The following is a 23,658-nucleotide window of genomic DNA, read 5'->3' as shown; positions in this document are numbered from 1 at the left end:
TCATGATTGAATTTGACTGGTAAATGATTGAAATTGCTTTAAAATGATTATTTATGATTGATTTTGATTGAAGTTGATTGTATAATCAAATTAACAAAAGAAAAGGTGTGAGTCACATGCTTACTTTTGAAAGGCATGAGAAAATATTAAATTTACTTGAAAAACAAAAAGTTGCTAAACTCGCAGAACTGGTCGAAGAGACAGGTGCTTCCGAGTCAACCATTCGAAGAGATTTGACCCTTCTTGAAAACGACCAAAAATTAAAGCGGATACACGGCGGGGCTTCTTTACTTAAAAGAAAAGTGGAAGAGCCGTCAATGGCGGAAAAACAGACTCAATTTACAAATGAGAAGAAGCAAATGGGAAAAAGAGCAGCCGGTTTAATTCAAGACGGTGACTGTGTCTATATCGATGCTGGCACGTCAACTCAAGCGATGATTCCTTATATAGGGGCAAAAGATGTGGTGATTGTCACAAACGGCCTTAATATTATTGAAGAATCCCTTAAACAAAATTTCAGGACTTATGTGGTTGGTGGATATATTAAGTCGGGAACACGAGCATTTATAGGAAAAGGCGCCGTACAGGCAATAAGTGAATACCGATTTGATAAAGCTTTTATTGGTACGAACGGTATTGACTTGGATTTTGGTTATTCTACCCCGGATCCTGAAGAAGCCCAAATTAAGAATTTAGCAATTAAACAATCAAATTTGGCTTATGTACTCGCAGATTCTTCAAAATTCGGTGACGTGACGTTTGCCAAGTTTGCTGAGTTGGAAGAAGCCGGGCTTATAACGACAGAAGGGGATGACGATGACTTTGTTAAAAAGCTTAAACAGGCAGCAAAGGTAGAGGTGGTGAAAACACATGATTTACACAGTGACAATTAATCCTTCAGTTGATTGCCTGATGAAGGTAGAAAATTTTTATTTAGGAAAGACGAATCGGGCCTCCACTCAAAAAATGGTTCCTGGAGGAAAAGGCATTAACGTCTCGCGTGTATTAAAAAATCTTGGGACCCGGTCAGAAGCTCTGGGATTTATCGGCGGTTTTACAGGAGCATTTATAAAAGACGAATTAGAGAAAGAATCAGTATTTTCCAGTTTTATAGAAACAGAAGGGAACACCCGGATTAATGTAAAAATGAAAACAGATACAGAAACGGAAATTAATGGAAAAGCCCAGGAAATAACAAACGAGCATATTCAAAAATTACTCATACAGCTGGATGAGCTTAAAAGCGGAGATCTTCTTATATTGTCCGGAAGCTTACCGTCAACTTTGCCAGCTGACCTTTATAACACGATAATTAACAGGCTCAGTGAAAAGAACATTTATGTCTGTGTTGATACCAGCGGGGAACCGTTAAAAGAAGCTATGAAAGCCTCTCCATATATGATTAAACCAAATCAGGCAGAGTTGGAACAGTTATATAAAGAAAACGTTAAGAATCTGGATGATGCTGTGAAACTTGCACGAAAAGCGGTGGCAGATGGAGCCCGTCATGTGCTTGTTTCTATGGGAGGCGAAGGGGCAGCGTTAGTTTCAAAAAATGAGTCTTATAAGGCAACTGTCCCAAAAGGAACATTAATAAATTCAGTCGGGGCAGGTGATTCAATGGTGGCCGGATTCATCCACATTCTGACACAGTCGGGAAGCCTGGAAGAAGCTTTCAAATACAGTGTGGCAGCAGGAAGTGCTACGGCATTTTCAAATGGATTTTGTACAGCAGAAAATGTTGAAAAATTACTCCCGGAAGTCTTAATTGAAAAAATTTAAGAAAGGGTGGGAAGAATGAACATTACTGAATTATTAAGAAAAGAGACCATTTTGCTGGATTTAACGTCTTCTTCAAAAAACGAAGTAATTGAAGAATTAGCAGAGAAGCTTGATGCAGCCGGAAAACTGAGTGATAAAAAAAGGTTCATTAAAGAAATCCATGAGCGGGAAGAACAGAGCTCTACAGGGATTGGAGAAGGGGTCGCTATCCCCCATGCCAAGAGTGCAGCAGTTAAAGATCCTGCCATTGTTTTTGGCCGCTCAAAAGATGGCATTGATTACGAAGCGTTAGATGGAGAGAAAAGTCACTTGTTTTTTATGATTGCAGCAAGTGACGGGGCAAATGAAATGCATCTGCAGGCTCTTTCCAGATTATCGACGCTTCTGATGGACGAGTCTTTTCGCCAGACTTTATTGGAAGCGCGTTCAGAACAGGATATTTTAAATGCTGTCGATAAAAAGGAAAAAGAAAAAATGGAAGCTGATCAAAGCGAAAGCAGTTCTGAGGCAGAAGAGGGACGCCGTCCTTATTTTGTTGCTGTGACCGGCTGTCCGACAGGCATTGCGCACACCTATATGGCAGCTGACGGGCTGAAAGATAAGGCTAAAGAACTCGGATATGATATAAAAGTTGAAACAAACGGCTCAGACGGAGTCAGAAACAGGCTTACAGCAGAAGATATTAAACGAGCTGATGCGGTCATTATTGCGGCAGATACAGCAGTAGAGAAAGATCGTTTTTCAGGAAAGAAATTAATTAATGCACCAGTTACTGCAGGGATTCGCAAACCAAAGGAGCTTCTTGAGCAGGCGGCCGCAGGAGATATCCCTGTGTATGAAGGCGGCAATACGTCCGGAGGAGAGGCTAAAGAAGAGAAAGGTAAATCAGCTTTTTACCGCCATCTTATGAACGGGGTTTCAAATATGCTTCCGTTTGTTGTCGGTGGAGGAATTCTCATTGCCCTCTCATTCTTCTTTGAAGACCCGGTTGGAGGAGAGATTTCACCATTTGGGGAAATTCTGTCAACAATTGGCGGAGCTAATGCTTTCTTCTTGATGGTCCCTGTGCTGGCAGCCTTTATTGCCAGAAGTATTGCTGATCGCCCCGGTTTTGCAGCGGGTATGGTTGGCGGTTTAATGGCCCATACAGGAGACGCTGGTTTCCTTGGTGGTATTATCGCAGGTTTTATGGCAGGTTATCTTGTTATTGGATTAAGGCACTTATTTTCTTTTATCCCACAGTCTCTTGATGGTATTAAAACCATTTTAGTTCTGCCGTTGTTTGGTATTTTTACAACCGGGTTCATTATGTACTTTCTTGTTACACCACTGGCTGCTGTACAGTCCGGCCTGGTTAACTGGCTCTCCGGGCTCGGAACCGGTAATATCGTACTGCTCGGTATTCTGCTTGGAGCAATGATGGCAGTAGATATGGGCGGTCCTATTAATAAGGCGGCTTTTACATTTGGTATTGCTATGATTGATGCTGGTACGCTGGAACCCCATGCAGCCATTATGGCTGGCGGAATGGTTCCTCCTCTTGGAATTGCGTTAGCAACAACATTCTTTAAAAACAAGTTTACAAAGCAGGAAAAAGACGCAGGGAAAACCAATTATGTCCTGGGAGCTTCCTTTATTACAGAAGGAGCGATCCCGTTCGCTGCTTCGGATCCCGGCAGGGTGATTCCATCCATTATCGCTGGTTCGGCAGTGGCAGGCGGTCTCTCCATGTTGTTTGGAGCCGCTACTGAAGCGCCTCACGGAGGAGCTTTCGTCATTCTTCTTGTGAACAACTGGCCGATGTATATTGTCGCTATTCTGGCAGGTGCCGCAGTAACGGCAACACTGCTGGGAATATGGAAAAAGAAAGTGGCATAACTGACAAAAACTGGGGGGCTGTCCCCCCAGTTTTTGTTATTTCTCCAAAAGGTCAAACAGCTCGTGTAAACTGGAGATTTGATAATCAGGAGTTACGTACACGGGTTTTTTGTCAAACCGGTTCAGCCAGACTGATTTAATGCCTGCTTCTTTAGCTCCCAGGATATCAGTCATAAGATTATCCCCGACCATAAGGACCTCGCTCCGCGCGGCATTTATTCTTTCAAGTGCATGTTCAAATATGCTTACATCTGGTTTGCCTCTTCCATGGTCACCTGAAATAATTATTTCGTCAAAATAAGGGGAAAGCTCAGGCGTTAGAGTTAACTTAATGTTCTGCAATTCCGGAGAACCGTTAGTCAGCAGGACAAGTGAATAACTGCCTTTTAAGCGGTCCAGGACGGGAAGAGCGTCTTCAAACAGAAATGGATAATTTTTGCGTTCCTCAGGAAACCGTTCGGCTAATTCTTTGCCTAATTCCGGGTCATCAATTCCCAACTTTTTTAAACCATTTGTCCAGGCGTCCTGTCTGTATTGAGGGACAATTTTTTTCATCTCCTCAAATTCCTTGCCGGGATCGCCAAAGTTTCCCCAAAGCCCTTCAAACGGGTTAATGCCGATCATTTTTGTGAAATCATAGGTTTTATACCCGCTGTACAAGTTTCTCGCTTCTTCCCTTACTGCTTCCTCTAAATCATCATGGTGAAAATCATAAAATGAGGCAGCATATTTGCATGTTTCCTCAAAAGCTTTTTTGACACTTTTCTCATCCCATAACAACGTATCATCCAAATCAAAAAAGATAGCCTTCATTACTGTTTCCTCCTGTATAAAATATTTAATTTAATGGCAGGCCTTTTATTAAAAGCTCTATGTATTAATGACTAGCCTATAGAAAAAATGTGAAACTGTAAACAGGGAATCTTTGAAAAACAAAAAACCTGAGCCGGAAGGGCTCAGGAAAAATATGGGGGGACAGCCCCCCCAGTATCTGGTTATGCGGAAGGTTTCAGCGGGCGCCGCTGATTATCAAATGTAAATCCTTCGCCTGACACTTCTTTCACATCGTTGACTGAGAAAAAGGCGTAAGGGTCTACTTCTTCAATCAGGTTTTTGAGCTGGATCAGTTCATTGCGGTTCACAACACAATAAAGCACACGCCGTTCGTCGGCGGTAAAACTCCCTTTACCTGTCAGAACGGTAGAGCCGCGGCTCATTCGTTCTATAATAGCTTTAGAGAGTTCATCTGTTCTTGAGGAAATAATCATAGCAGATTTAGCAGCGCTTGCTCCTTCAATAATAAAATCAATAACCCGTCCGGCAACAAACACAGTTACCAGTGTATACATGGCATGGGTCAGTGATAAATGAACAAGAGAAATAGTAATAACTACGGCATCGAAAGCAAACATAAACTTGCCAATGCTTATCCCGAAATATTTGTTTGCCAGTCTTGCCAGAATATCAGCTCCGCCGGTTGTGCCCCCTGCACGGAAAATCATGCCAAGCCCGGCCCCTACAAATACCCCTGCAAAAATAGAGACTAAAATCATATCATCCTGCAGCGGCAGTTCTGTGACAGGGTACAGTTCAAAAATTCTTAAAGAGGCGGACAGAGAGACCGTGCCTATTAAACTGTATATGAGCATTAACCTGCCGAATAATTTATACCCGATTAAAAACAAAGGAATATTTAATAAAAGGTTGGAAAGGGAGGGCTCGATCGTAAACAAGTAATAAAACAGCAATGTAATACCTGTAAACCCGCCGTGAGCTAAACCGTTTTGTAAATTAAAATGAATAATGCCGAATCCAAAAATCAACGTTCCAATTAAGATAACTAATATTGGCTGTAAACGAATGCCTTGAAATAGTCGAGTCAAATCCCTCAACCTCCTTTAATGATGTTTAAGTCAGACGAAGTATAACACAGCATTATCGCCTACCCAACAGGGAAATGACCGCAATAATAAAGTTTATATATTCAGAATATCGGAACCGTTTTCAAACTGGAAAATATACTTTTGTTGACTGAATAATAAAAGCATTGACGTTATCTATAAAAAGTGTTAATATTCAAATAATTATCAATCTAGTATTTTCACTAGTTGATGGTACTGACAACCTCACCCTTGATTTCTTATACCTCTTATCCAGAGTGGCGGAGGGACTGGCCCTGTGAAGCCCGGCAACCAGCTGTTTCCAGCAGTAAGGTGCCAATTCCTGCAAAGCGTTAGTGCTTTGGGAGATGAGAGAGATGTTTTTTATTTATATAAAAAACCAGCTCTCTGTCTATTGCAGAGAGTTTTTTTATTCACACAGTATTGGTTGAACAACTGAAGGAGGCAGTAATTATGACAAAAAAAGCAAACCAGTTAGGAACAGACACACAATTACTCCACGCGGGCCAAATACCTGATCCTGCTACAGGAGCCAGAGCGGTTCCGATCTATCAAACGACTTCATATGTCTTTGACGATGCTGAACATGCTGAAAGACTGTTTTCATTACAGGAGCCGGGCAATATTTACAGCCGGATTATGAATCCGACCGTTGACGCTTTTGAAAAAAGAATGGCTGTACTGGAAGACGGGGTAGGCGCTTTAGCTACTTCTTCAGGGATGGCAGCTATTACAATGACCATTCTTAATATAGCTCACCCTGGTGATGAAATTGTGGCGGCCTCAAACTTATATGGGGGTACCTATAACCTCTTTGCTGTTACTTTGCCAAAATACGGGATTAAAGTAACATTTGCCGATGCCTCTAAACCAGAGGAGATACGAAAGGCAATTAATGACCGTACAAAAGCAGTATTTGCCGAGACTATAGGTAATCCCAGCTTAAATGTGCTGGATTTCGAAGCGATATCGGACATAGCGCATGAAGCTCACATTCCGCTTATTATTGATAACACTTTCGGTTCCCCTGCAAACTGCAAACCGCTTCAGCATGGAGCTGATATTGTTATACACTCTGCAACTAAGTGGATCGGAGGGCACGGGACAACCATTGGAGGCGTGGTAATAGACGGAGGAAGATTCGACTGGCAGGAAGAGAAATTTCCTGAATTCCATAAACCAGATGACAGTTATCACGGTCTCGTGTACGCAAGAGACCTCGGAGATCTGGCATTTATTATGAAACTCCGCGTCCAATTAATGAGAGACCTTGGTTCCTGCTTAAGTCCATATAACGCCTTTCAGCTGCTTCAAGGACTGGAAACTCTTTCTTTAAGAATGCAGAAACATCAGGAAAATGCTATGGCGTTAGCTGAAAAGCTGAAGGCTCACCCGGCAGTTGACTGGGTAAGTTACCCGGGCCTTGAAGAGCACCCTGCTCATCAGCTAGGAAAAAAATACTTAAAGAATGGGTTTGGAGCTGTAGTCAACTTCGGTATTAATGGCGGAATTGAAGCTGGAAGAGAGCTTATCCGCAACGTTAAACTCTGGTCGCATGTGGCAAATGTGGGGGATGCTAAAAGTTTAATTATTCATCCTGCCAGTACAACCCATTTACAGCTTTCCAAGGAAGACCAGCTAACAAGCGGGGTGACAGATGATCTTGTAAGACTCTCTGTCGGGCTGGAAAATCTTGAAGACATTTATGCCGACTTAGAGCAGGCTCTTGAAAAGGCAACCGGCAAGCAGGAAACAGCGAATAGCTACAATAGAGAAGAGATTCTGTCAGAAGCCAGAGCATCAGCTATTGAACATGCTGAAGAAGGGCCGCGCAGAAAAGTGATAATGGTGGCAGGGGATGACGATGAGTGCTTAAAACCATGGTCACGGTTAGGTTACCGTATTGTTTCCTCTGATTTAGAAACTGAGCCGGATATAAATATAGACTATCTGTTTGTCACTTCAGCTGAAGTGGACAGCACCAAATTGAAAACCCTCGCAGAAAAAAATAAGCCATCTGCCGTATTAACAGTTGATAAACAGACAGAAGAGGCTGTTAAGGAGATACTCAAAGAGGAAACGGTTATTTCAATATAGTGATTTTTCTCATTTCACCATCCCGTGTTCTTTTGTATAATAAACGTCAAAGAGGACGGGATGTATATGTTGAAAAAAATGCTGTACAGTATGGTCTCAATGACGGTTATCATTATGGCAGGCATTCTTGTTTACCTCAGCCAGGTAACCGGATTGACGTTTGCTTTACCTGAAGAATCGCCGGGAAGTATACCAAATACATTTGAAAATGAAAATTACCTGTATTATTTAACTGATGACCAAATAAACGATGCGATTAAGAAAGCTGTTTCTTCCACAGATTCATTAGAGAACTTTCTTCTGGAAACGATTGAGGATACAACAGACGGCGGTCAAGTGGCGTTTGCTTATATTGAAACTCCCTACTTAACAGTGATCAATGAAGCAAGAAAATCTTTTGATCTGGAAGGCCGGCAGCCACCCGGAGGAGAAATTAGAGAAAAGCTGACGGATTCTTTTCTCCCTGTCCATATCAGGTTTTATCAGAATAAAGGATTTGTCCACGACGTCAAAATTATACAACAGGATGAAGAGGTGATACCTTTTAAGACAGAAACAAACGGCTCAGGAGCTGTGGAAACAATTTATTTAAATATTATGGACTTGGATATGACCGAGCCTGCTTATGTTTATGTTATGGACAGAGTAAACGAGGAGGCGTACCAGATTTTCAAAATAGATTTTTATGACTATCAGCCGTAAGAGAAGCAGGAGGGGAATAAATCAGGTCGCCAATAAAGCTGTAAAAAAACAGCCTTCAGAAGCTGCAAAAGCTCTGAAGGCTGTTTTTAATTTTCATCGAATAAGGAAGGGTTATTCTCAATTAACTTTTCTATTACTTCTTGTTCAAAACTATAAAATAATTGCTGGTAGTTTTCATCGGAAAGGTCTGTTTCTTCTCCGGCTTCCTCAGCTACATCTTCTTTAATAGTTTCCCAGATAAACTGTTTAATAAAATGAATTTCCAGTTGCCTTTTATAAAGGTTTTTGTTTGTTTCAGCTAATTCTTCTAAAAGAATGCTGGTATGAGTATCTTCTTCAAGAAAATTCTCTTCTTCTACATAGTTAACAAAGTCATCATCGGAGTATTCAAATCCGTACTCCTGGGATGCATGATCATGCCAGCCCATAAGTTCCACTGAAATCCATTCAGCGTCCTCTTCAATATCTTCCTCTTCAATCAGACTGTCTTCATCAAACATCTGATAAGTCCTGTACAGCACGGAATGGTTAAATAAAGTTTGCTTGGACATATCAGTCTCATTTTCGTTTACTGAGCTTTTACTAATCGCTTCCTGTGCATTTTCACGCAAATCTTCATCCTCTTCTTCATTTAAACCTGCTGCATCGTCATTACTCTGACTGCCGTCATTCTGCGGAGTAACAGCTTCATCTCCAGGTTCGGCTTCCTCCCCTAATTGATTTTCATTCGTTACACCAACCTCGGGATCTGTCGTATTTCCCGCCTGGTTGTCACGTTCAAGTATAAACATAATGGTACTTAAAATCAGAAGAATAACAAAACCGGCAATAAGTATAATAACTTTATTTTTTTGCATGAGTCACCTCGATAGATATGTAAAATTTAGGTTGCTTTTAAAAGTGTTTTTATTATACCACGTAACTTTCCTTCTAAGTAACAGGTTAATAAGACACAGGCAAAAAGTTATCTGCTGCCACTTAGGACTTTTTGCTGTTAAATATTCCTAAAGCTTCTTAAGGAAGACAGACACCCTCTTAATTATTGGGCATAAGATGAGAACGGTTAAAGAAAATAAAGGAGGAATGTCTCATATGTACTATGAAGAGGAGCGTAATCAACAGCAGGAGGAGACCGTTAAATATTCAGTTTTATATGATCCATTTGTTGTCCAGACCCTTCAATCGGTTACAGGTGCAAATGTGGTAATTCAGACGTGTCAAGGCAGTGTCAGAGGGAAAGTTACGGATGTAAAACCAGATCACGTAGTGATTCAGCAGGACGATTCCACATTTTTTATTCGAATCCAGCAAATTATCTGGATTATGCCTACTTAATATGATGTCGTGGCTGGGATAAAAGAATAGTAATCCTTATTTAGCCTGATATCTGAAAAGTTGGATGTTTTCTCACATTTACCCCCTTAATTCTGCTCCTGGTCAGGTTATAATGAAGAAGACCAGGTCTAATTTAAAATTAAGGAGGAAATGATAGATGCTGGATGAGGATTATAAACACGTACTATTAGCGTATGATGGCTCCGTGGACGCAGAAAAAGCTTTATTCAAGGCTGTCAATCTTGCCAGACGGAATAAAGCAAAACTGACTGTCGCCTATGTTGTCGATGTCCGCTCTCCCCACATTTTTGCCAACAAGCCGGGCAAAATTGACGAGCTGGCAGATGACCATGCTGAAGAGATGAAACTGAAAATGAAGGAAAAAATAGAGGAATACGGGTTTGAAAATTACCATCTCAGAGTGGAAAAAGGCAATCCAAAAACGGTGATTACGTATGATCTGATAGATGAAGTGGGAGCCGATATAGTTATTTGCGGTTCTAACGGAATCGATTCATATGATCAGATGATAATGGGAAGCACTTCTGAAAACATTGTCAGATATTCTTCTGTAGATGTCCTTGTTATAAAATAAATACAATCATTTCAATAAGGGAGGAAGGGGATGGACGACCGGCGCAGAGCTAATCTCAAATTCTCGTTAAATCCTCCCTTAACGTATTTAGCAGGGTCATTTAAATGAGAGGCTTAGACAATCCATACAAAAAAGGAATGGCATTAGACGAGCCATTCTTTTTTGTTTAGTCTCATTCTTTATTCTGTTAATTTCTGTCCATCCAGCAGAACAAATGAATAACCTGCTGCCCTCAGTTCAGGAATAGCTTTTTTTACACCTTCAGCTGTTCCGCTTGAAGGCTGATTCATGTGCAGTAAAGGAATAGAGCCGGGTGAAACGGACAGAAGAGATTCTTTTACTTGTTCAGCTGAATAAGTGGCTCCTGCATCTCCGAGAACATCATAATTGACCGCTGTCAGACCAAGATCCTCTATAACTTCTACAGCGATATTGTCGTAATAAGCCGTTCCGGATCTGAAAAATTCCGGCCTTTCCCCTGTCATTTCTTCAATAAGAGACTGGTTAATCATGATTTCATCGATGACTTCTTCAACTGATCCCGTACCTTCAATTCCCCAGGCAGTTTTTCCGGCAACTGATAAGGGGAGATGTTCTGTGCCGTGGTTTTGTACCGAAAAGAGCGGATCATCAGCTAAATCTTTAAATACCTGTTCATTAGAACTAATCCACCTGGCGTTAAAGAATAGTGTAGCGGGAATACTTTCTTCTCTTAAAAAGTCGATAAGTTCTTCATCATATTCATCTCCGAAAGGCCCTCCACAGGCATCAAAGGTAAGAGCAACCACTTTTTCATCAGTTTCTATTCTGTTTTTAACTCCTGACACCCTTTCCCCCCATTCGTCAGCTTCTTCAGCGTGTCCTTCCCATTTCTGCCTGACTTGCTTTTCTGTATTAACGCCGTTCTCCGGGAATTTTTGTGAAACGGAGAGATCTTTTTGAAAATGCTTATAAACTGGGGATGGCCGGGCTGTTTTTTGATGATCGGTACTATTGATAGTAACGTACATCACTCCTGTTGCTGACAGCATTACTAGTATAATAACCACTTTTGATAGTTTCATAGGAAGCTCCTGCATCTTTTGACATAAAATGTGATACCAGTCACAGATTTACTAATATAATCCACTTACAATGTAAATTGTACCAATTTTAATTAGCTTGGCAAGTGCGGGGAATTTAGAGGGGGGGCCACTTTATGAGAAAGTTTTGTCCAGAGGAATATCCGGTGGCGATGTTTGTTAATGGAGAAGAACTGGCTGTTTACCAGCTGACTAAGGAAAATATAATGGAATGGGCTTATGGCCATCTTTTTACCGAGGGAATTATCGAAAAGGCAGAGGACGTAAAGGAAGTCCGCCTTTCAGAAGGAAAAGTTGCGATTACTCTCACACCATCGGTAGACTACGAAAAAATGAAGCTCCGAAAAAAAAGAATGACAGCCGGCTGCGGTAATGGTGTGACATTTTTCTCCATGGCTGATGTGAAAAGCTTTCCAAAAGTAGAAACCACACACCGGTTGTCTTTAACATATCTTCTGAAAAAACGCCACGAGTTCGCCAAAGCTTCCCCTATGTATAACGAAACAGGGGGAATGCACGGGGCTTGTATCGTGTTTCCTGATGGGCGAATAATTGTCAGAGAAGATATTGGCCGTCATAATGCCGTAGATAAAATGATCGGCCACGCTTTGTTGAATCGGCTTGATGCTAAGGAACTTATTCTTTTGACGACTGGAAGAATTTCGTATGAAATGCTTTCTAAATCGGCAAGGTTCGGTTTCGGAGTGGTCGGAAGCAGAACAGCAGCTACTAAACAGGCTGTTCAACTGGCCAATTTCCTGGGGGTGGAAGTGGTTGGTTACATCAGAGGAAAAATGTCTTTCGTCTATACCAGTCACGGTAAAGTTTTTAATGATTTGGAGGCTGTTTCTTACCAGTAAGGGTTTACCGAAAGGGGCCGCATGATTACAGCTACTTTGAGGGGGAGTTAATTATGTTAGAAGTATCACGCAGACAATTTTTAATGTTGTCCGGGGCCACAGCTGCCACATTGGCTGTGACAGAACTGGGGTTCGACCCACACCGTGCAAAAGCCCAGTCTCAGAAATTAAAAATTGAAAAATCAGAGATCACACCGACCATCTGTCCATACTGCTCGGTTGGCTGTGGAATATTGGTTCATGTAAAAAATAATGATGTTATTTATACAGAGGGGGATCCGGATCATCCAATTAACAGGGGATCGCTGTGCAGCAAGGGGAGTTCTATCCGGCAGCTTTTCACTTCCGATCGCAGGGTCAAGAAACCGTTGTACAGAGCACCAGGGAGTGACCAGTGGGAAGAAAAAGCCTGGACCTGGACACTTGAAAAAATAGCTGAAAAAGTAAAATATACAAGGGATCTTAGTTTTAAAGCGGCAGAGGACGGAATGCCGGTCAACCGAACAGAGGCAATCGCCAGTCTGGGCGGTGCAGCTCTTGAAAATGAAGAATGTTATTTAATTCAAAAACTAATGCGCGGCCTCGGGGTAACGTTTATAGAACATCAGGCCAGAATATGACATTCCTCTACGGTTGCCGGTCTGGCACCAAGTTTCGGGCGTGGCGCGATGACAAACCACTGGAACGATATTCAACACAGTGATTGTATGATGGTCATAGGAGCTAACCCTGCGGAGAATCATCCGATCAGTATGAAATATGTTCAAAAAGCAAAAGCAAAGGGTGCAAAACTGATTTCAGTGGACCCGAGGTTTACACGGACGTCACAGATGGCTGATTATTATTCGCCGCTTCGCTCCGGTACAGATATTGCCTTTATGGGTGGTTTAATCCATTATGCGATAAATAACAATAAGTATCATAAAGAGTATGTTAAACATTATACAAATGCGACTTATCTTGTAAGTGAAGATTACGAGTTTAACGACGGGATTTTCAGCGGCTATGATGAGGAGTCGCGAAGTTATGATAAAAATACTTGGACCTTCCAGCGTGACGATGACGGCAATATTTTAAAAGATGATGAGATGGAGCATCCACGCTCAGTTTTCCAATTAATGAAATCACATTATGACAGGTATGATATAAAAACTGTCAGTGCGATGACAGGCGCTTCTGAAGAAGACTTTACACAAGTAGCAGAAGCCTTCTGCAGTACAGGAACGCCGGATAAAACCGGTACGATCATGTACGCTATGGGAACCACTCAGCATACTGTCGGATCTCAAAATGTAAGGAGCTATGCGATCATCCAGCTTCTTCTTGGGAATGTCGGCCGCCCGGGCGGAGGCGTTAATGCGATGCGCGGAGAGTGTAATGTACAGGGCTCCACTGATTTCGCCCTGCTGTTTCATCTAATGCCAGGGTACATCGGGGCGCCGACAGTAAGCGAGAAGCATAAAACTCTATCAGCTTATAATGAAAATGAGACTCCTGCTTCAGGGTTTTGGAGTAATAAACCTAAATTTCTTGCAAGCCTTTTGAAGGCTTATTATGGTGATAATGCCACAAAAGAAAATAACTATTTATATGACTATTTCCCAAAAGGAAGAAAAAATTATTCGCACATTTCCCTTTTTGAATCCATGTATGAAGGGGACATTAAAGGCCTGATTACCTGGGGGCAGAATCCAATGGTAGGGGGGCCGAATGCAACGATGGAAAAAGAAGCTATGAAGAAACTTGACTGGCTTGTCTGCCTTGACTTGTGGGAGACAGAAACCGCTTCCTTCTGGAAAGAAAAAGCCGGCCAGCAGCCAGCTTCTATTAACACAGAAGTATTTATGCTCCCCGCCTGCGGCCCTTACGAAAAAGAGGGATCAGTGTCAAATAGCGGCCGCTGGATGCAATACCGCTGGAAAGCTCTCGAACCTAAACACGATTCCAAATCAGATGCATGGTTTGCTCACAATTTATACAGAAAATTGAAGGAACTGTACAGTCAGGAAACTAGTGAAGCAGCTAAACCATTTAATGCTTTAGCCTGGGAATTCGGAGAAGGCGAGTACCCGGATGTGGACCTTATCTGCAGGGAAATAAATGGTTATGACCTTATAACAGGGAAAACAATTACTAACTTTACCCATTTAAAGGATGATGGGACGACTTCGTGCGGCAATTGGATTTACAGCGGTTTTTATCCGGATGCTGAGCCTGGAGAAGACAACAACCTGTCTAAAAGGAGAGATGACAGGGATACAGGGATGGAAAACTACTTAAACTGGTCTTTTTCGTGGCCTGTTAACCGCCGCAATTTATATAACCGCTGTTCGGCTGATCCTGCCGGGAAGCCGTGGAGTGAGGCTAAAGAAGGCATCTGGTGGAACGGAGAGGCTTGGACAGGCCACGATGTGCCGGACTTCGGAGTAACTACGGACCCTGCTGGAGAAGGGGGAAAAAATCCGTTTATAATGCTCCCGGATGGAACAGGAGGATTGTTTGCAACAGGGCCTGCTGACGGCCCATTCCCTGAACATTACGAACCTTATGAAAGCCCTATTCCTAATGTGTTTTCCAGTATGGAATTAAATCCGGCGGTTCATATATGGAAAGGAGCTCACAACAGAAGGGGCAAATTTGCTGATTTTCCAATTGTGGCCACTACCTACAGGCTCACAGAGCATTGGCAGTCTGGTTCCATGACGAGAAACCTTGAATGGCCGTCAGAATTAATGCCTCACATGTTTATTGAGATAAGTGAAGACTTGGCGAAAGAAAAAGGAATTAACTCTAAAGATAAAGTTAAAATAACGTCTGCCAGAGGAGAAATTGAGGCACTGGCGATGATTACCAAGCGTTTTAAACCTTACAAAATCAGAGGGAAAAAAATTCATCATATCGGCATGCCCTGGCATTACGGATACGAAGGAATTGCGACAGGTTCCATAGCTAATTATCTGACTCCGCATATTGGAGACGCCAACACAATGATTCCGGAGTATAAAGCCTTTCTTTGTGATGTAAGGAGGGTGGAAACATGAGTTATGCCAAACTGGTGGATGTAACAAAATGTACAGCGTGCCGGGCGTGTATGGTCGCCTGTAAAAACTGGAACGACCTGCCTTCTGATAGCCAGGCGTATGGGGGAACATACCAATCGCATACAAAATGCGATGGTAAGACGTGGAATGTTTTGCAAATGAAAGAGTATGAAACGAGCAGCGGCGGATTTGAATGGCTATTCCGCCATCAAGCTTGCATGCATTGCGAAGAAGCAGCCTGTGAGAAAGTGTGTCCGGAGAGTGCGATCTCAACGACATCTTTAGGAAATGTTGTCATTGACCAGGAGAAGTGCGTTGGATGCAGTTACTGTACACAAAACTGTCCGTTTGACGTAGTTGAACTGGCTGAGTATGTGACAGAGGACGGAGAAACAGTGGAGCGGGCCCAGAAATGTACTATGTGTGATGGGCGGATTCAAGCAGGCCTGCAGCCTGCGTGCGCAGACATTTGCGGAATGGATGCTATTGTTTTCGGCAAAAAAGAAGAAATGAAGAAACTGGCGGAAGCGAGGTTAAATGAAGTAAAAGACCGCTATCCAAATGCTCAAATTTATGACCCGGCAGGGGTGGATGGGACCCATACTTTCTATTTGCTGGCTGAAGATCCCGCCGTATACGACTTGCCGGAAAATCCAAAGGTTCCTGTATCGGCTGTAGTATGGAAGGATTATGCCCAGCCGATGGGGAAAGCCTTGCTTGGTGTCACGACGATGGCTGTGATGACGGGTTACATTACTAATAAGCTTTTTAATAAAGAAGGGCATGCGGAAGAAGGGGGGCAGACCGATGAAACAGACAAAGAATAATACCAGGACAGTCAAACGATTTTCTAAATGGGTTATTTATGCTCATTGGATGAACGCTTTCGCATTTTTTGCTCTTTATTTGACTGCTCTGCCTCTTTACTCTGACTTTTTCAACTGGCTTTATCCCTTACTTGGCGGACCGGAAATGGCCAGGCTTCTTCACAGGTTTTTCGCAGTAATGTTCATTCTTCCGCCGGTTCTCGTGTTGATCTTTGACAGAGCCAGCCTGTTTCATTGGGTAAAATCTTCATTTACGTGGAAAAAAGAAGACCTGAAATTTTTTATAGCTTTTCCAAAAGAATTTTTTGGAGGGAAAGCCAATATTTCTAAACAAGGGTTTTTCAACGCTGGAGAGAAACTTAATTCAGTATTAACGATCGTTTGTGCAGGATTGCTTGTTCTCTCTGGCATCGTCATGTGGTTCCCGCAATACTTTACCTCAGGAATTATACTCTGGGCCTATCCAGTCCATAACATTGCGTTTGGTCTGTCTGTGGCTGTAGTGGCCGGCCATATCTTTTTAAGTCTGGGCCATCCTAATTCTAAAGCGTCAATGCGGGGGATGATAAAAGGGGATGTAAATATCACTTATGCCAAAGACCACCACGGCCAGTGGTATGACGAACTTGTAGAAAAAGGAGAAATAAAGGAAGATAAATCAGAAGGAGCTTAAACTTAAGGCTGTCCCTTGTGGACAGCCTCGGTTGATTGAAGAACGAAAGGCGGCGACTCCGATGGGATCAGCACAGTCTGAAAATCCATTCTGACGATGCTTCGCTGAGTCAGAATTAGTTGAAGACAAGCCCCACGGAAAGCGTCCGCCGGTAGTGATGAAATCGTGAGATATCTTACTTTTCTTTTAAAAAAGGCTGATGAGAATACTTTCTCAACAGCCTCAGGCTGTCCCTTGTGGACAGCCTTTCCTTAACGCCTATATAATAAGGGAAAGCACATCAAATAAGGGGGATTTTTATGAATCCGAATGTGGTGTCTGAAGAGTATTTGAATTTGCAAAAAGCAATTATTAATAAACACGACGTTTTACGTGAGCGTTTTCAGGCTGAGCTCAATTTGCACTTATCTAAAGATGAGTTAAACGAGGAAATTCCAGTGTTGCCTCAATTAAAAGGAAGTCCGGTCCCGGGAGAGTTATACAGGAAAAGCATTAAAGAAATTGAAAGCGTTCTTTCGGAGCATCAGCCAGAGCTTGGGGAGGAGTTATCAAGGTTAACAGCGAACTTAACAGATGAAGATATTTTAAAATGGATAAAAGAATCTGTCACCTATAACACGGCCTATTTTCAAACTTTTGCTGAGAAAAATGAGCTTTCGGCCTGGCTTCCTCATTTTCTCGCTGAACAGGCATTAAGGCCATTTATGCATTTACTTGCACAGGCGTGCCGGCCGTTTATAAATGAGTTTGAAGTGATGGGTACCTGCCCGTGCTGCGGGGAACCTCACCGGCTGGCAAAAATAGAAAACAAAGGCCGTAAATTCCTTTATTGTCCAAGGTGTGAGACAGAATGGAAACAGAGGCGGCTCCAATGTGTACACTGTGGGGATGACCGCCATGAACATTTGTTTTATATTACTATTAAAGAAGATGAAACAGCAAAGCTTGAAGTTTGTGAAACGTGCAATAACTATTTAAAGTTAGTGGAAACGAAAAAGCTCCTTGAGAAAAAAACAGCTGCCCTGCTTGATTTAGAGACAATCCATCTGGATTTTGTTGCTCAGGAAGAAGGGTATGGAGAGGGACAGTAAAGGAGACAACGGGTATGGAACTGACAGGAATTCTGCTTGCTGGCGGCAAATCAAGCCGGATGGGAACTAATAAAGCACTTTTGCAGATAGACGGAAAGGAAAACATTATCAGACTGAAAGAAAAGCTGGAGCCGGTGGCAAAAGAACTTCTTTTAGTAACGAATGACCCGGATAACTATCACTTTCTCAAGGTACCAGTCGTACAGGATAAAGAAAAAGGACAAGGACCTCTTGCCGGAATTGAAGCGGGTTTAACTCATTCAAATTCACACTGGAACCTTTTCGTTGCGTGTGACTTGCCGTTTTTTACCACTAAGGTTGTTGAAGTATTAGTGAAGACAGCCAAAAGTTCGCCTGGGGTTCAGGCAGTCGTGCCGGTGTCAGAAAACAGGGAACACCCGTTGTATGCCTTATATCATCAGTCCTCTCTGCCGTATGTCAGGTACTGCCTGGAAAACAATAAAAGGCGCATCCGGGATTTACTGGCAGGCCTGAATGTGGCGAGAGTTGAGGAAAGTGAATTAAGAAAAAACGGTATGACTAATGAGGAAATTAAAACGGCTTTTTTTAACATGAATAGACCAGAAGATTATCGTTGGGCCAGGAAACAGAATGCCCAATTCTAATATAGTCGTGTGAGGGGGAACCAATGGATTTTTTCAGAGTTCAGCCAGTAAATAAAGTGATTGAGCTGATTGAAGAGTATGTACAGCCTGTCAGCAAAACAGAAGTTGTCTCGCTGGCGGAAGCGTCGGGGCGAATAGTGGCTGAAAATATTTACGCCAGGAAAGATGTGCCATCTTTTTCCCGTTCAACTGTTGATGGGTTCGCAGTTAAATCAAACGATACATATGGGGTTAGTGAAATGATGCCGGGCTTTCTCACCGTAATTGGAGAAGTGGAAATGGGCCGGCTTTCTGAGCATGAGGTGCAACAGGGACAAGCTGTGTATGTTCCGACCGGCGGAATGCTTCCGAAAGGCTCCAATGCTGTTGTGATGATTGAAGATTGCGAGCAGGTGGAAGACATCGTCAATGTCTCCCGCTCAGTAGCCATGAATGAAAACGTCATTTTAAAAGGGGAAGATGTTAAGGCGGATGAAGTTCTGATTAAAAAAGGGACAAAGCTGCGGCCGCAGGAACTGGGGGCTCTTGCATCCCTTGGCATCGATACCGTCCCTGTTGTCAAAAAAGTTATTATAGGCTACTTATCTTCAGGTGATGAAATTGTTCCATTTAGTACGAAAGATCTCCCGCCTGGAAAAATCAGAGATGTTAATGGTGTTTCTATTCCAGCACTGGCAGAACAATGGGGAGCAGAGGTTCACATCAGTGACATAGCCAATGATGATTATTCTGACTTCAGAGATAAAGCCGAGCGCTTATTTCACGAATGCGACGCTCTGTTTATATCAGGGGGAAGTTCGGTCGGAGCAAAAGATTATACAACTGAAGTGATCGAATCTTTAGGAAATGGAGATCCGGGAATTCTTGTACATGGGGTGTCTGTCAAACCTGGGAAACCAACTATTCTTTCTGTTTCTTCACAAAAACCAGTGGTAGGCCTTCCGGGCCACCCTGCCTCTGCGATGATTATATTCCAGTTATTTGGAAAACGAATTATATCGCACTTAACTGGCCAAGGAGAAGTTTTTCCTCTAACCGGGAAAGCTTCAGTGTCACAAAATATTCCCTCCTCACCCGGGCGTACAGACTTTATTCGTGTTACTCTTGAAGAAGGGAATCCCTTCCCAAAAGCGACCCCTGTCCTTGGAAAATCCGGGTTGATAAAAACCCTGGTAAACAGTGACGCCCTTCTGGAAATTGAAGCACCAAAAGAAGGAGTAAAACAAGGGGAAACGGTAACCGTGCATTACTTTATGTAACCCTGTCATTCTGTCAGGGAAAGCACTTACTGTAAGCAGCCGAACAGCAGCATTTGGAGGGAGGACCTATGAAGACAAAGCAGGAACGGACCATATATTTAGAAGACACTCCGAGACAGGATGCACTCGAGCGTTGTTTAAACTTAATGGAATTAACGGATATAACAGAAGATGTTGAGGTGCAGAACGCTGTAGGGAGGATCACGGCTGAACCAGTATATGCCTGTTCATCAAATCCTCATTTCCATGCCTCTGCAATGGATGGCATCGCAGTCAGAGCAAAAGATACAGAAACAGCCCATGAAAGCAACCCATTAAGGCTCAAAGAAGAGGCGGATTTTGAGTATGTAGATACGGGAAATCCAATTCCTCACGGGTTTGATGCTGTCATCATGATAGAAGATGTGAACGAAGTGACTGACGGAGAGCTTGAAATCATTGCTCCTGCAGTTCCCTGGCAGCGTATTCGCCCAATTGGGGAAGATATCACCTATGGAGAAATGCTCCTGTCACAGGGGCATAAAATAAGACCCGTAGATGCCGGAGCGCTTCTTGCTGCCAGTGTGAAAGAAGTAAAGGTGATAAGAAAGCCTGCAGTCCGCATTTATCCCTCGGGAAGTGAATTAGTTTCTCCGCATGAACCTTTAAAACCTGGTAAGCTAATCGAGTTTAATGGGACCATTTTTTCAGAGATGGTTAAAGAGTGGGGAGGCGAACCTGAGCTGATGCCTATCGTGAAAGACGACCCGGAGGCAATCCGGGCTGCGCTTTCTGAAGGTGTGGAAGCTGCGGATATTGTGCTCATTAACGCTGGTTCCTCTGCAGGCTCAAAAGATTATACCGCCGGTGTTATTGAGGAAATGGGAGAAGTAATTACCCACGGTATTGCAACCAGACCGGGTAAACCTGTTGTCATAGGAAAAGTTAACGGCACAATTGTGATAGGTATCCCTGGTTACCCTGTTTCTGCTTACTTCGTGATGGAGTGGTTTGTAGAACCTCTTATCTGCCGCTTTTTGAATGTCCGAGTCCCTGAAAAAGATAAACTGACAGTCCATGCCGGCAGAAGGATTGTTTCGAGTATGGGATCCGAAGATTTTATAAGGGTGAATATTGGTTATGTAAACGGCAGGTTTGTCGCCAACCCGCTGACCCGTTCTGCCAGCGTGACTATGTCTCTTGTCAAAGCGGATGGAATTGTGACACTTCCGGCTGACCAGCTGGGAGTAGAGCAAGGAGAAAAGATGACAGCTGTTTTAACCAAACCCCGTACCGAAATACAATCGTCGGTTTTATTTTCAGGAAGCCATGATTTATCAGTCGATATACTGTCATCACATTTGAAAAAGGAAGACGGCCTGACAAGGATCATTGCCAGCCACACGGGAAGTATGGCCGGTCTCATGGCAATTAAACGGGGAGAAGCCCATTTGGCAGGGCTCCATCTCTTTGACCCTGCCACCGGTACTTATAACCTTCCTTACATTAAGAAATTTTTAAGAAATATGAAACTTATCCTTCTTCCATTTTTACAAAGGCAGCAAGGGCTGATGGTGCCAAAAGGAAACCCTTATTCGATTCAAAATGTATCACATATTGCGGAGAAAGAAGCCCGGTATGTAAACAGGCAAAAAGGGGCCGGGACAAGAATGTTATTTGATCATATATTAAAGGAAAATGGATTAAAGCCTGAAGATATTACGGGCTACAACAGGGAAATGTTTACTCATTTAAGTGTAGCGGCCGAGGTGAAAATGGAAGAACGGGCTGCAGGAATGGGAATCTATTCTGCAGCACAAGCGATGGAGCTGGATTTTATTCCTGTAGAAGAAGAATCGTATGATTTACTAATGACACAGGAGTTTTTTGAAAGCAAGCAGGGCAGGCTTTTATTTCACACTCTTAAAAGCAGGCAATTTAAAGAGAGTGTCGAGCAGCTGGGCGGATACACAGTGAACGATAATTTAGAAGCAAGGTATATTAAAACCTAGAAAAGGGGGCCACTGGTATGTTAGCTAATATCGGAATTCCGGGATTGGTGCTTATTCTTGTCTTGGCGTTAATTATTTTCGGACCTAAAAAACTTCCTGAGATCGGTCGGGCAGCCGGCCAAACGTTACGTGAATTCAAGAAATCCACAAAAGAACTGACAAGTGACGTGACAGATCCGATTGAAGATGTAAAAAAAGAAACGAAAAAATTTACAGATGATATTAAGTAATTCTTTTAAACGGTCAACAGGTGTGACAGCCGGTTGACCGTTTCTATTATCAGTGACGAGTTAATTGGGGCCTTTCAGGTACTGCGTACATCGTTTCGTCTCCTAAAACCTTTTCCCCCGGGGTTTTATTGGAGGAAAAGAAGGGAAGGCTGAGACTAACGAAGTTCCGGATTAGCAGAGAGCCAGCTTTGCAACGACCATAAAAGCTGGTACGATAACGAACAGTTAGGTGACGATAGCTTTTTTATTTTTTTAGATCACGGCATTCACTCTTATTTCATCCTCGATACTTTTGGAGGTTATTTACATATGACAGACCAACAATCTTTTAAGGATTATTACCAAAATGAAGTAAATTTTTCGACAGATGACCACCCTTATTCAAATAACCCCAGACATGTATGGGTAATAGCAAGGTATAAAGGAAACTGGCTGTTAACCGTGCATCCGTCAAGAGGGATAGAATTCCCAGGCGGAAAAGTGGAAAAAGGAGAGAGTGCCGAAGAGGCAGCCAGACGGGAAGTTTTTGAGGAAACCGGAGGAGTAACAGATCAGCTTAACTATATCGGCCAATACCGGGTGTTTGGCAAAAGTGAAACAGTAATAAAAAATGTTTATTATGCGGTCATTCAAGAGCTGGTCTCAAAGAAAAATTATTTTGAAACGAAGGGGCCGAAACTGCTTAAAACTCTCCCTGACAATATACCGTCAAACCATGAGTACAGTTTTATCATGAAGGACGAGGTTCTGACACTAAGCTTAGAAGAGGTTCAGAGACGTTTTTTGGAACAGGAGATAAAAAAATGTGAGGGTTAACTTGAGGGCGGGGCGGTTTTGACTGGAACCATGTCTACCAATCAGGCCAGACATTCATGTAAAGGATCAACCGGAAAAAGCTCATGCGTCATGTCCTATGACGTATGAGCTTTTTTTCAACTAATTCCACAGTCTGGTACATGCAGGTGGCAAGGATGGCAATAATGACGAGTGAAAGCATCACTAACGTAAAATTGAAAACCTGAAAACCGTAGATAATCATGTAGCCTAATCCCTGTTTAGAAACTAGAAATTCTCCTACAATGACCCCTACCCACGCAAGTCCCACGTTCACTTTAAGAGTGGAAATCATCGTTGGGTAGGAGGCTGGAAAAATAGCTCCAAAGAATGACTGCCTTTTTGTTGCGCCAAAACTTTTCATAACCTTTACGTAATTGTCGTCTACTTCCCTGAAAGCATTATAGACCACCATTGTCGTGATGACTAAAGAGATCAAAGCTCCCATAGCGATAATAGAAGTAAAGCCAGGGCCAAGCCCGACAATCAGAATGGGCCCGAGGGCCACTTTAGGCATGGAATTCAGTATAACGATATAAGGATCTAATACTCTGGAAAGAAAAGGCGACCACCATAATATCGCTGCCAGAAAAGTTCCAAGAAATGTGCCAAGTAAAAACCCTAAGATTGTTTCAAATAAAGTGACAGAGGTATGCATAATCAGACTTCCATCCTGCACCCGTACAAGAAACAGGTCCCACACTCTTGAAGGAGAGCTGAATAGCAGCGGGTCAATCCACCTTGCAGAAGCAGCGGTTTCCCATCCAATAAAAAAACTTAATAAAATTAAAATCTGTACGGCACGAATTTGCAGAGTCCGGGTTTTAGTCTGTTTTTTAAATTGACGATGCATC

General features: G+C 42.7%; 22 protein-coding genes and 1 riboswitch. Of the genes, 17 read left to right on the top strand and 5 right to left on the bottom strand.

Going from position 1 to position 23,658, the window contains the following annotated elements; genetic code table 11:
* Window positions 1-116: 116 nt before the first annotated feature.
* From K8O68_RS03520 to K8O68_RS03510, 3 genes are read left to right on the top strand one after another with little or no spacing between them, the layout of a single operon-like run.
* A complete protein-coding gene (locus K8O68_RS03520) occupies window positions 117-893 on the top strand; it encodes a DeoR/GlpR family DNA-binding transcription regulator (protein WP_230895554.1) in 777 nt (258 codons plus the stop codon).
* Entirely contained in the window at window positions 871-1,782 is a 912-nt protein-coding gene (gene pfkB, locus K8O68_RS03515; protein WP_230895553.1) for a 1-phosphofructokinase, read from the top strand. The genes K8O68_RS03520 and pfkB overlap by 23 nt, the downstream gene beginning before the upstream one ends.
* A 15-nt stretch (window positions 1,783-1,797) precedes the next feature.
* Entirely contained in the window at window positions 1,798-3,660 is a 1,863-nt protein-coding gene (locus K8O68_RS03510) for a PTS fructose transporter subunit IIABC (RefSeq protein WP_230895552.1), read from the top strand.
* A 36-nt stretch (window positions 3,661-3,696) separates the two neighbouring features.
* On the opposite strand, the gene K8O68_RS03505 is transcribed toward K8O68_RS03510, so the two are convergent.
* Both K8O68_RS03505 and K8O68_RS03500 read right to left on the bottom strand, forming a co-directional pair.
* The gene (locus K8O68_RS03505; RefSeq protein ID WP_230895551.1) at window positions 3,697-4,473 is read right to left on the bottom strand and encodes an HAD family hydrolase; all 777 of its coding nucleotides are present in this window, start codon (window positions 4,471-4,473) and stop codon (window positions 3,697-3,699) included.
* Between the two features lie 182 nt (window positions 4,474-4,655).
* Complete coding sequence (locus K8O68_RS03500) at window positions 4,656-5,543, bottom strand: YitT family protein (RefSeq protein WP_230895550.1); 888 nt, start codon at window positions 5,541-5,543, stop codon at window positions 4,656-4,658.
* 263 nt (window positions 5,544-5,806) lie between these two features.
* A riboswitch (SAM riboswitch) is annotated at window positions 5,807-5,915 on the top strand.
* A gap of 99 nt (window positions 5,916-6,014) precedes the next feature.
* Between K8O68_RS03500 and K8O68_RS03495 the strand changes: the two genes are divergently transcribed.
* A complete protein-coding gene (locus tag K8O68_RS03495) occupies window positions 6,015-7,658 on the top strand; it encodes an O-acetylhomoserine aminocarboxypropyltransferase/cysteine synthase family protein (protein ID WP_230895549.1) in 1,644 nt (547 codons plus the stop codon).
* 66 nt (window positions 7,659-7,724) lie between these two features.
* Window positions 7,725-8,360: a hypothetical protein gene (locus K8O68_RS03490; RefSeq protein WP_230895548.1), complete on the top strand. Its 636-nt coding sequence runs from the start codon at window positions 7,725-7,727 to the stop codon at window positions 8,358-8,360.
* A gap of 86 nt (window positions 8,361-8,446) precedes the next feature.
* Here the strand turns inward: K8O68_RS03490 and K8O68_RS03485 are convergent, their stop codons facing one another.
* The gene (locus tag K8O68_RS03485; protein WP_230895547.1) at window positions 8,447-9,217 is read right to left on the bottom strand and encodes a hypothetical protein; all 771 of its coding nucleotides are present in this window, start codon (window positions 9,215-9,217) and stop codon (window positions 8,447-8,449) included.
* Window positions 9,218-9,452: 235 nt separating this feature from the next.
* Between K8O68_RS03485 and K8O68_RS03480 the strand changes: the two genes are divergently transcribed.
* Together K8O68_RS03480 and K8O68_RS03475 are read left to right on the top strand one after the other, a co-directional pair.
* Complete coding sequence (locus K8O68_RS03480; RefSeq protein WP_230895546.1) at window positions 9,453-9,695, top strand: YuzF family protein; 243 nt, start codon at window positions 9,453-9,455, stop codon at window positions 9,693-9,695.
* Between the two features lie 157 nt (window positions 9,696-9,852).
* Window positions 9,853-10,290 (top strand): universal stress protein, encoded by a 438-nt coding sequence (locus K8O68_RS03475; protein WP_230895545.1) that lies wholly within the window; start codon window positions 9,853-9,855, stop codon window positions 10,288-10,290.
* Window positions 10,291-10,469: 179 nt separating this feature from the next.
* Here K8O68_RS03475 and K8O68_RS03470 read toward each other — a convergent pair whose 3' ends face one another.
* Window positions 10,470-11,354 carry a polysaccharide deacetylase family protein gene (locus K8O68_RS03470; protein WP_230895544.1) on the bottom strand — a complete coding sequence of 295 codons (885 nt, stop codon included), beginning with the start codon at window positions 11,352-11,354 and terminating at the stop codon, window positions 10,470-10,472.
* 134 nt (window positions 11,355-11,488) lie between these two features.
* Between K8O68_RS03470 and fdhD the strand changes: the two genes are divergently transcribed.
* The 10 genes from fdhD to ytkD all read left to right on the top strand — a co-directional run bounded on the left by fdhD (window position 11,489) and on the right by ytkD (window position 22,786).
* Complete coding sequence (gene fdhD / locus K8O68_RS03465; protein WP_230895543.1) at window positions 11,489-12,232, top strand: formate dehydrogenase accessory sulfurtransferase FdhD; 744 nt, start codon at window positions 11,489-11,491, stop codon at window positions 12,230-12,232.
* Between the two features lie 53 nt (window positions 12,233-12,285).
* Entirely contained in the window at window positions 12,286-15,273 is a 2,988-nt protein-coding gene (gene fdnG, locus K8O68_RS03460) for a formate dehydrogenase-N subunit alpha (RefSeq protein ID WP_230895542.1), read from the top strand.
* Entirely contained in the window at window positions 15,270-16,100 is an 831-nt protein-coding gene (locus K8O68_RS03455) for a 4Fe-4S dicluster domain-containing protein (RefSeq protein ID WP_230895541.1), read from the top strand. The genes fdnG and K8O68_RS03455 overlap by 4 nt, the downstream gene beginning before the upstream one ends.
* Window positions 16,081-16,773, top strand: coding sequence for a formate dehydrogenase subunit gamma (locus K8O68_RS03450; protein ID WP_230895540.1), 693 nt, complete (start codon window positions 16,081-16,083; stop codon window positions 16,771-16,773). Before K8O68_RS03455 ends, K8O68_RS03450 begins: the two co-directional genes overlap by 20 nt.
* Window positions 16,774-17,072: 299 nt before the next feature.
* Window positions 17,073-17,864, top strand: coding sequence for a formate dehydrogenase accessory protein FdhE (locus K8O68_RS03445; protein ID WP_230895539.1), 792 nt, complete (start codon window positions 17,073-17,075; stop codon window positions 17,862-17,864).
* Between the two features lie 14 nt (window positions 17,865-17,878).
* Entirely contained in the window at window positions 17,879-18,490 is a 612-nt protein-coding gene (gene mobA / locus K8O68_RS03440) for a molybdenum cofactor guanylyltransferase (protein ID WP_230895538.1), read from the top strand.
* Between the two features lie 23 nt (window positions 18,491-18,513).
* Window positions 18,514-19,749 carry a molybdopterin molybdotransferase MoeA gene (locus K8O68_RS03435; protein ID WP_230895537.1) on the top strand — a complete coding sequence of 412 codons (1,236 nt, stop codon included), beginning with the start codon at window positions 18,514-18,516 and terminating at the stop codon, window positions 19,747-19,749.
* Window positions 19,750-19,817: 68 nt separating this feature from the next.
* Window positions 19,818-21,740, top strand: coding sequence for a molybdopterin biosynthesis protein (locus tag K8O68_RS03430; RefSeq protein ID WP_230895536.1), 1,923 nt, complete (start codon window positions 19,818-19,820; stop codon window positions 21,738-21,740).
* Between the two features lie 17 nt (window positions 21,741-21,757).
* Window positions 21,758-21,970, top strand: a complete 213-nt coding sequence (gene tatA / locus K8O68_RS03425; protein WP_093054836.1) for a twin-arginine translocase TatA/TatE family subunit — start codon at window positions 21,758-21,760, stop codon at window positions 21,968-21,970.
* A 309-nt stretch (window positions 21,971-22,279) separates the two neighbouring features.
* Entirely contained in the window at window positions 22,280-22,786 is a 507-nt protein-coding gene (ytkD, locus tag K8O68_RS03420; protein ID WP_230895535.1) for an RNA deprotection pyrophosphohydrolase, read from the top strand.
* 88 nt (window positions 22,787-22,874) lie between these two features.
* Here the strand turns inward: ytkD and K8O68_RS03415 are convergent, their stop codons facing one another.
* Window positions 22,875-23,657, bottom strand: a complete 783-nt coding sequence (locus K8O68_RS03415; RefSeq protein ID WP_230895573.1) for an ABC transporter permease — start codon at window positions 23,655-23,657, stop codon at window positions 22,875-22,877.
* Window position 23,658: the final 1 nt, after the last annotated feature.

This window comes from Salipaludibacillus sp. CUR1, from assembly GCF_021028955.1.
In the GTDB taxonomy this organism is placed as follows: Bacteria; Bacillota; Bacilli; order Bacillales; family Salisediminibacteriaceae; genus Salipaludibacillus.
Note: the sequence above shows the minus strand (reverse complement) of the source record. Positions and strands in the feature narration are given on the sequence as shown.